Below are 6973 nucleotides of genomic sequence, written 5' to 3' on the forward strand. Positions count from 1 at the left end.
CAACCTCCTGAGGTGGTCGCCGCGTACTAAGCGGCGACCGAGGAGGGGGCACTTGGACCGCGACCGCGAGTTCGGGGAGTTCGTCGACGCACGCGCTCTCGTCATGCGCCGCACCGCGTACCTGCTGTGCGGCGACTGGCATCGCGCGGAGGACATCGTCCAGACCGCGTTGACCAAGATGTACGTGGCCTGGTCACGCGTGCGCCAGGACAGCGTCGACGCCTACGCCCGCAAAGTGCTGGTGCACACCGCCATCGACGAGCAGCGCCGCGGGTTCTTCGCGCGTGAACGGACCGTCGACGCCGTGCCCGAACTCGCCGTCTCGGACGACTCCGCGGACTTCGACCTGCGCCGGGCGCTCGGCGCGTTGCCACCGGGGCAACGCGCTGTCGTCGTCCTGCGGTACTGGGAGGACCTGAGCGTCACCGAGACCGCCCGCATCCTCGGCAGGACGGAGGGCACGGTGAAGAGTCAGGCGGCCAAGGGGCTCGCGGCGTTGCGCGAACTGCTGGAGGACGAGCCCGCATCGAAGATCCACACTGCCGACGTCATCAGGGCGGGCAGGTCCCGGCTGGCGCGCCGGCGCACGGCGATCGCGACCGCGTTGACCGTGCTGCTGGTGTTCTCGCTCGGAGGTGTGGCCTTCCTGGCTCGTCCGCAGGAGAACGCCGCCCAGCCGGTCCTGCAGGTGAACCACAACGCCGAGCTGACCAGGGTGCTGCGCGAGGCGAACGTCGTCCCACCCGGTTTCGCGGTGGAGGACGTCGCGGAGATCCAGGCGCCGGCGTTCGAGTTCCGCAGTCGCGACAGCAAGAGCTGGGCGGCGGCGCGGTTGCGTGACGCGCAGGGCGTCGGTGGCGTCACGATCTGGCTCGACCGCGAGCCCCGGCGCAGCACCGGCGACTGCAACGACCCGGTCACCCAATGCCAGACGTACGAGCGCAACGGCATCAAGGTCACCATCGCGCCGGCCGCGGTGCCGGGAGCGACGACGCAGAAGGTGCTGATGGCGGAGGCGTGGCGCCCTGACGGCACCCACGTTCAGGTGACCAGCGACAACATCGGCAGGTTCAACCCCTCGTTCTGGGGCAAGGTCGACCTGCTGGGCGAGCCGCAGCGGCCGGAACCCGTGCTCGACCGCGAGGCGCTGATAAAGATCGCGACACTTCCGGGCCTGACCTTCTAACCTGGAGGCATGAACGACGTGACCGTGACTCGGACGCTGGTGCTGCCGGCGTCTGAGTTGCGCGAACGTTTTTCCAGGTCAGGTGGGCCGGGCGGGCAGGGAGTGAACACGGCGGACAGCCGCGTGGAGCTCTCGTTCGACCTGGCTGCCTCGCCGTCGATCCCGGAGCACCTCAAGCGCCGGATGCTCGACCGCCTGGAAGGCCGGCTGGTCGACGGCGTGCTCACGATCGCCGCGTCCGAGCACCGCGCGCAGTTGCAGAACCGCGCCGCCGCCCGTGAACGCCTCGCCGCGATCCTGCGCAGCGCGGCCGCTCCGCCACCGCCGATGCGCAGGCCGACGAAGCCCACCAAGGGTTCGCAGGAACGCCGCATCGCGTCGAAGAAGCGCCGCGCGGACACGAAACGCGGCCGCGGCCGTTCAGGCTCCTGGGACTAGCGCGTAGATCCGTTCCGGGCGACCGGTTCCGCCGTACCGCAACCGAACCTCGGCCCGTCCCATCGACACGAAGTGCTCCAGGTACCGCCGCGCACTTACGCGAGCCACCCCCGTTGACGAAGCGCACTCCGAGGCCGACAACCCGTCCGGACGTGCCCGCAGCGCACCCTCCACGAGTCGCGCGGTCTCCGGCGTCAAACCCTTGGGCAGCAACGGCTTCGAGGACGGCCGCGCGCCGAACACCTGATCCACGTCCGCCTGTCCGGCCGAGTCCAGCCGGTGCAGCTTGTCCCGCAACGACGCGAAGTGCGCGAGCTGGTCACGCAGAGCCGAGTAGTCGAACGGCTTGATCAGGTAGTGCAGCACCCCGCCGCGCATCGCACTGCGCACGGTGTCGACGTCGGTCGCCGCGGTGATCACGATGACGTCCACGTCCTCGTTGGCGCGCAACGACTTCAGCACGTCCAGTCCGCTGACGTCCGGCAGGTAGATGTCGAGCAGCACCAGATCCGGCTTCAGCGACGACACCAGCCGCAACGCGTCACCGCCGGTGTGCGCGACCCCGACGACCTCGAAACCCTCTGTGCGCGCGACATATCCGCTGTGCACCTTGGCCACCATGAAGTCGTCGTCGACGACGAGCACCCGGATCACCAGGGCAGCCTTGCGGTGAAGACGGAGCCGGAAACGCTCACCGAACCTCCGCGCCGCAGGCACGCCCGCCTGATCAACGCGAGTCCGATGCCGCGTTCGCCATGCGATGCCGCCTTGGTCGTGAACCCGTGCCGGAACACCTCTTCCGCCAGTTCCGGCGCCACCCCGGGACCCGAGTCACGCACCACGACCTGGACCTCGTCGTCCAACTGCATCACACCTACCTCGATCCACTTGCCGGCTCCGTTGGCGCTCAGCGAGCTCAGCGCGTCCAACGCGTTGTCGACGAGATTTCCCAGCACCATCACCAGATCCGCCGACAACGCCTCGTCCACGCGGCCCAGCACGCTGTCCGGCCCCAGCCTCAGCTCCGTGCCGCGTTCGGCCGCGAGCGACGCCTTGGCGATCAGCAGCGCGGCCACGGCGGGGTCGCCGATCGACGAGCTGACCTCGGCCCGCCACTGGTCCTGCGCCGAGCTGATCTGGTGAATGTAGTTGGTGACCTCGTCGTACTCCTTCAAAGCGATCAGCCCGGCGATCGTGTGCAGCCGGTTCGCGAACTCGTGCGCCTGCGCCCGCAGCGTGTCCGTCGCGTGCTGCGAGGCGTCGAGTTCGTGTTGCAGCGCAAGGAGTTCCGTGCGGTCTCGCAACGTCACGACGGCGCCGGCGCCCTCGATCGGCATGCGGTTCAACGTGAGCACGACGCCCTGCCGCAGCACCAGCTGGTCGACACCGGTCGCACGGCCGGTCAGCACGTCGCGCAGCCGGTCGTTGAGCTCCAGCTCCTCGACCGAGCGGCCGACGGCGTCCTCCGGCAACGCCAGCAGATCGCTCGCGTGGTCGTTGACCAGCATGATCCGGTTCTGCCCGTCGAGGCCGACGACGCCCTCCCGGATGCCGTGCAGCAACGCCTCGCGGTTCTCGACCAGCGCGGTGATCTCGTGCGGCTCCAGGCCGAGCGTCTGGTTCTTCACCCGGCGGGCCAGCAGCAACGAGCCGGTGACGCCGATGAGCAGCGCGATCGCCAGGTAGCGCAGCACGTCGACGGGCTGCTCCAACGCTCCGGCGAAGATCCCGGGGTTCTCCGCGCCCGCGATCACCATGCCGTTCACGCGGCGGCTGATCGGGTCGAACACCGGCACGTGCGCCTCGATCGAGTCGCCGACCGTTCCCGTCCACGACCTGCCCTCCAGCGCGGTGGTCCCGGTGTCCAGAGTGGACCCGATCTGGGCGGGGTCCGGCGAGGCGATCACGAGCCGCTTGGCGTTGAGGATCAGCACGTAGGTGGCGCCGGACAGGCTGCGGGCCGTCTCGGCGGGCGCGGACAGCAGCCGCCAGTTGCCCATCTGCTCCTGGACCAGCGAGTTCGCGGCGACGGTCTCCGCGACCGACAGCATCCTGCGTTCCTCGTTGGAGCGAAAGTTGCTGCCCGTCTGGACGACAGTCAGCGCGCCGACCGCGCACAGTAGCAAGGTGACGACTACGAGTTGCCACACGAGAAGTTGGCTGGCCAGGGAACGGCGGCGACGCATGAAACCTCCCGTGACCAGAAAGACCGAAAGAAACCTTAGAAGCGCAAGAGCGACATCAAGGTTTACACCAGAGCAACATGTCGAACCACGCGGACGAGAGGCGGGGATCACAGTGTCGGTGAAGGTGTGGGTGGCGGTGGCGACGGCGTTGCTCGCCGTCCTGCTGGTGCCACCGCTGCTGACGCCGGGTGCGGACAGCGGCGACACGAACCAGGTGAGGGCGCTGCGGGTGCTCGTGCCGAACGCGCCCGGCGGCGGGTACGACATCACCGCCAGGACCGCGGCGAAGGCCATGGAAGACGCTGACCTGCTGCGCAACGCCGAGGTGTTCAACCTCCCCGGCGCCGGCGGCACGGTCGGACTCGGCCGCACGGTCGGCGAACGCGGCAACGGCAAGCTGATCATGTCTATGGGCCTGGGCGTCGTGGGCGCGGTGTACACGAACAAGTCGCCGAACTCGCTGCTCGACACCACCCCGATCGCGAAGCTGATCGAGGAACCGGACATCGTCGTGGTCGCGAAGGACTCGCCGTACACGTCGATGCAACAACTCGTGGACGCGTGGAAGGCCAACCCCGGCACCGTGACCGTCGGCGGCGGCTCGGCTCCCGGCGGGCCCGACCACCTGGCGCCGATGCTGATCGCGAAGGCCGTGGGCCTGCAACCGAAGACCGTCAACTACATCCCGTTCGACGGCGGCGGCGAACTGCTCGCCAGCGTCCTGGGCGGCAAGGTCGCGTTCGGCGTCTCCGGCGTCGGCGAGTACCGCGACCAGATCCAGGCCGGCACGTTGCGGGTGCTCGCGGTGACGAGCAAGGACCGCATCCAGGGCATCGACGCGCCGACGCTCAAGCAGGCCGGCGTGGAAGTCGAGTTCACCAACTGGCGGGGCATCGTCGCGCCGCCGGGCATCACGCAGACCGACCGCGACAAGCTGGTCGACGTGTTCGCGCGGCTCCAGAAGACGCCGCAGTGGGCGGAAGCGTTGCAGCGCAACGGCTGGACCGACGCCTTCGCACCGGGGGACGAGTTCAAGACCTTCCTGGAAAACGAGAACAAGCGGGTGGCAACGGTGCTGAAGGACTTGGGGCTGGCATGACGACCGAGACGAGGACTGGAGCCAGGGCGTGGCTCCGCGAACGCTCCGAGCTGGGCATCTGCGCCCTGCTGGTCGTGCTCGGCGTGCTGGTGCTGACCGACGCGCTGCGCATCCCCACGGACTTCGCCCAGCGCGGCCCGGTCGGCCCGAAGGCGGTGCCGATCCTGGTCGGCTCGCTGCTGCTGCTCGTGGCCGCGCTGCTGGCCCGTGACGTGCTGCGCGGCGGTCGTGGCGAGGCGGAGGGCGGCGAGGACGTCGACCTGACCGCACCGGCCGACATGCGCACGGTTCTGCTGCTGTGCGGGGCTTTCCTCGCCAACGCCGTGCTGATCGGCGTGGTCGGGTTCCCGATCTCCGGCGCGATCCTGTTCTGGGGCGCGGCCTACGCGCTCGGCAGCCGCAACCTGGTGCGCGACCCGTTGATCGCGGCCGGCATGTCGATCGCGACCTTCCTGATCTTCAACAACCTGCTCGGCGTCCCCCTGCCCGGTGGCCCGTTGATGGAGGTGTTCTAGGTGGAACAACTGCTCGACGGCTTCGCGACGGCGCTGACGCCGACACATCTGCTCATGGCGGCGATCGGTGTGCTGCTCGGCACCGCGATCGGCGTCCTGCCCGGCATCGGCCCGGCCATGGCGGTCGCACTGCTGCTCCCCGTCACCTACGGCATGGAACCGACCGGCGCGTTCATCATGTTCGCCGGCATCTACTACGGCGGCATGTTCGGCGGCTCGACGACCTCGATCCTGCTGAACACACCGGGCGAAAGCGCCGCGGTGGTCACCGCCTTCGAAGGCAATCCCATGGCCCGCAAGGGACGTGGTGCGCAAGCGCTTGCCGCCGCCGCCATCGGCCACTTCACCGGCGGCATCATCGGCACGATCCTGATCGTCCTGCTGGCGCCGTTCGTGGCCAGGCACGCGGTCGACATCGGTGCGCCCGACCTGTTCGCGATCATGGTGCTGGCCTTCATCGCGGTGACCTCGGTCCTCGGCGCCTCCCGGATCCGCGGCGTGGCGTCGTTGCTCATCGGCCTGACGCTCGGCCTGGTCGGGCTCGACGAGATGACCGGCCAGCAGCGCCTGACGTTCGGCTCGCTGCACCTGGCCGACGGCATCGACGTGATCGTCGTGGCGGTGGCGTTGTTCGCGGTCGGCGAGGCCCTGTGGGTGGCGGCTCACCTGCGCCGCAAGCCGTTCGTGCCGATCCCCGTCGGTCGTCCGTGGCTGTCGAAGGCGGACCTGAAGCGCACCTGGAAGCCGTGGCTGCGCGGCCCGGTGATCGGCTTCCCGTTCGGCGCGATTCCGGCCGGTGGCGCGGAGATCCCGACCTTCCTGTCCTACGTGACGGAGAAGCGGCTCTCCAAGCACAAGGACGAGTTCGGCAAGGGCGCCATCGAGGGCGTCGCGGGCCCGGAGTCCACGGCCTCCGCGTCAGCCGCCGGCACCCTGGTCACGATGCTGACGCTGGGCCTGCCGACCACCGCGGTCGCGGCCGTGATGCTGGCGGCGTTCCAGCAGTACGGCATCCAGCCCGGTCCGCTGCTGTTCCAGCGTGAAGCCGGCCTGGTGTGGGCGCTGATCGCGTCGCTGTTCATCGGCCTGACGCTGCTGCTGGTGCTGAACCTGCCGCTGGCGCCGCTGTGGGCGAAGCTGCTGCGGATCCCGCGGCCGTACCTCTACGCGGGCATCCTGTTCTTCGCTTCGGTGGGCGCGTACGCGGTGAACGCGGACATCTTCGACCTGCTGCTGATGTTCGTGATCGGCCTGCTGGGCTTCGCGATGCGCCGCTACGGCCTTCCGGTGCTGCCGGCGATCATCGGCGTGATCCTCGGCCCGGCCGCGGAACAGCAGATGCGCCGCGCGTTGCAGCTCTCCGACGGTTCCCTGACGGGCCTGGTGAACACGCCGATGGCGATCATCGTCTACGTGGTCGTCCTGGTGATCCTGTTCTTCCCGCTGATCAGGAAGTTCCTGCCGAATCCCGCGCCTCCCGCCGCGCCGACGCCGGACCGCGAGAAGGTCGACGCCTGATCGCGTCGTGACGAAGGCCCCCGCTCAGCTG

The 6973-nt window shown here is 69.2% G+C and carries 6 protein-coding genes and 1 pseudogene; 5 read left to right on the plus strand and 2 right to left on the minus strand.

The window, feature by feature from the left end; translation table 11 throughout:
• Positions 1-52: 52 nt before the first annotated feature.
• Together SK803_RS46705 and arfB are read left to right on the plus strand one after the other, a co-directional pair.
• A pseudogene (locus SK803_RS46705) lies at positions 53-511 on the plus strand (SigE family RNA polymerase sigma factor); the annotation flags it as partial.
• Positions 512-1195: 684 nt separating this feature from the next.
• Positions 1196-1624 carry an alternative ribosome rescue aminoacyl-tRNA hydrolase ArfB gene (arfB, locus tag SK803_RS07450; RefSeq protein ID WP_319965030.1) on the plus strand — a complete coding sequence of 143 codons (429 nt, stop codon included), beginning with the start codon at positions 1196-1198 and terminating at the stop codon, positions 1622-1624.
• On the opposite strand, the gene SK803_RS07455 is transcribed toward arfB, so the two are convergent.
• Both SK803_RS07455 and SK803_RS07460 read right to left on the minus strand, forming a co-directional pair.
• Positions 1607-2278, minus strand: a complete 672-nt coding sequence (locus SK803_RS07455) for a response regulator (protein WP_319965031.1) — start codon at positions 2276-2278, stop codon at positions 1607-1609. The two genes, arfB and SK803_RS07455, sit on opposite strands and share 18 nt — an antisense overlap.
• The gene (locus SK803_RS07460; protein ID WP_319965032.1) at positions 2275-3810 is read right to left on the minus strand and encodes a sensor histidine kinase; all 1536 of its coding nucleotides are present in this window, start codon (positions 3808-3810) and stop codon (positions 2275-2277) included. Before SK803_RS07460 ends, SK803_RS07455 begins: the two co-directional genes overlap by 4 nt.
• Positions 3811-3940: 130 nt before the next feature.
• On the opposite strand from SK803_RS07460, the gene SK803_RS07465 reads away from it, so the two are divergent.
• The 3 genes from SK803_RS07465 to SK803_RS07475 are packed head-to-tail and all read left to right on the plus strand — an operon-like array spanning position 3941 to position 6942.
• Positions 3941-4909, plus strand: coding sequence for a Bug family tripartite tricarboxylate transporter substrate binding protein (locus SK803_RS07465; RefSeq protein ID WP_319965049.1), 969 nt, complete (start codon positions 3941-3943; stop codon positions 4907-4909).
• Entirely contained in the window at positions 4906-5424 is a 519-nt protein-coding gene (locus SK803_RS07470; RefSeq protein ID WP_319965033.1) for a tripartite tricarboxylate transporter TctB family protein, read from the plus strand. The genes SK803_RS07465 and SK803_RS07470 overlap by 4 nt, the downstream gene beginning before the upstream one ends.
• Positions 5425-5478: 54 nt before the next feature.
• The gene (locus tag SK803_RS07475; protein ID WP_319965050.1) at positions 5479-6942 is read left to right on the plus strand and encodes a tripartite tricarboxylate transporter permease; all 1464 of its coding nucleotides are present in this window, start codon (positions 5479-5481) and stop codon (positions 6940-6942) included.
• Positions 6943-6973 lie beyond the last annotated feature (31 nt).

Source organism: Lentzea miocenica (assembly GCF_033949945.1).
Classification (GTDB): Bacteria; Actinomycetota; Actinomycetes; order Mycobacteriales; family Pseudonocardiaceae; genus Lentzea; species Lentzea miocenica.

What these genes read in the sequence shown, in the direction of transcription:
- arfB (WP_319965030.1), top strand. Translation starts at nt 1,196, where the DNA reads ATGAACGACGTGACCGTGACTCGGACGCTGGTGCTGCCGGCGTCTGAG.
- SK803_RS07460 (WP_319965032.1), bottom strand. Translation starts at nt 3,810, where the DNA reads ATGCGTCGCCGCCGTTCCCTGGCCAGCCAACTTCTCGTGTGGCAACTC.
- SK803_RS07470 (WP_319965033.1), top strand. Translation starts at nt 4,906, where the DNA reads ATGACGACCGAGACGAGGACTGGAGCCAGGGCGTGGCTCCGCGAACGC.
- SK803_RS07475 (WP_319965050.1), top strand. Translation starts at nt 5,479, where the DNA reads ATGGCGGCGATCGGTGTGCTGCTCGGCACCGCGATCGGCGTCCTGCCC.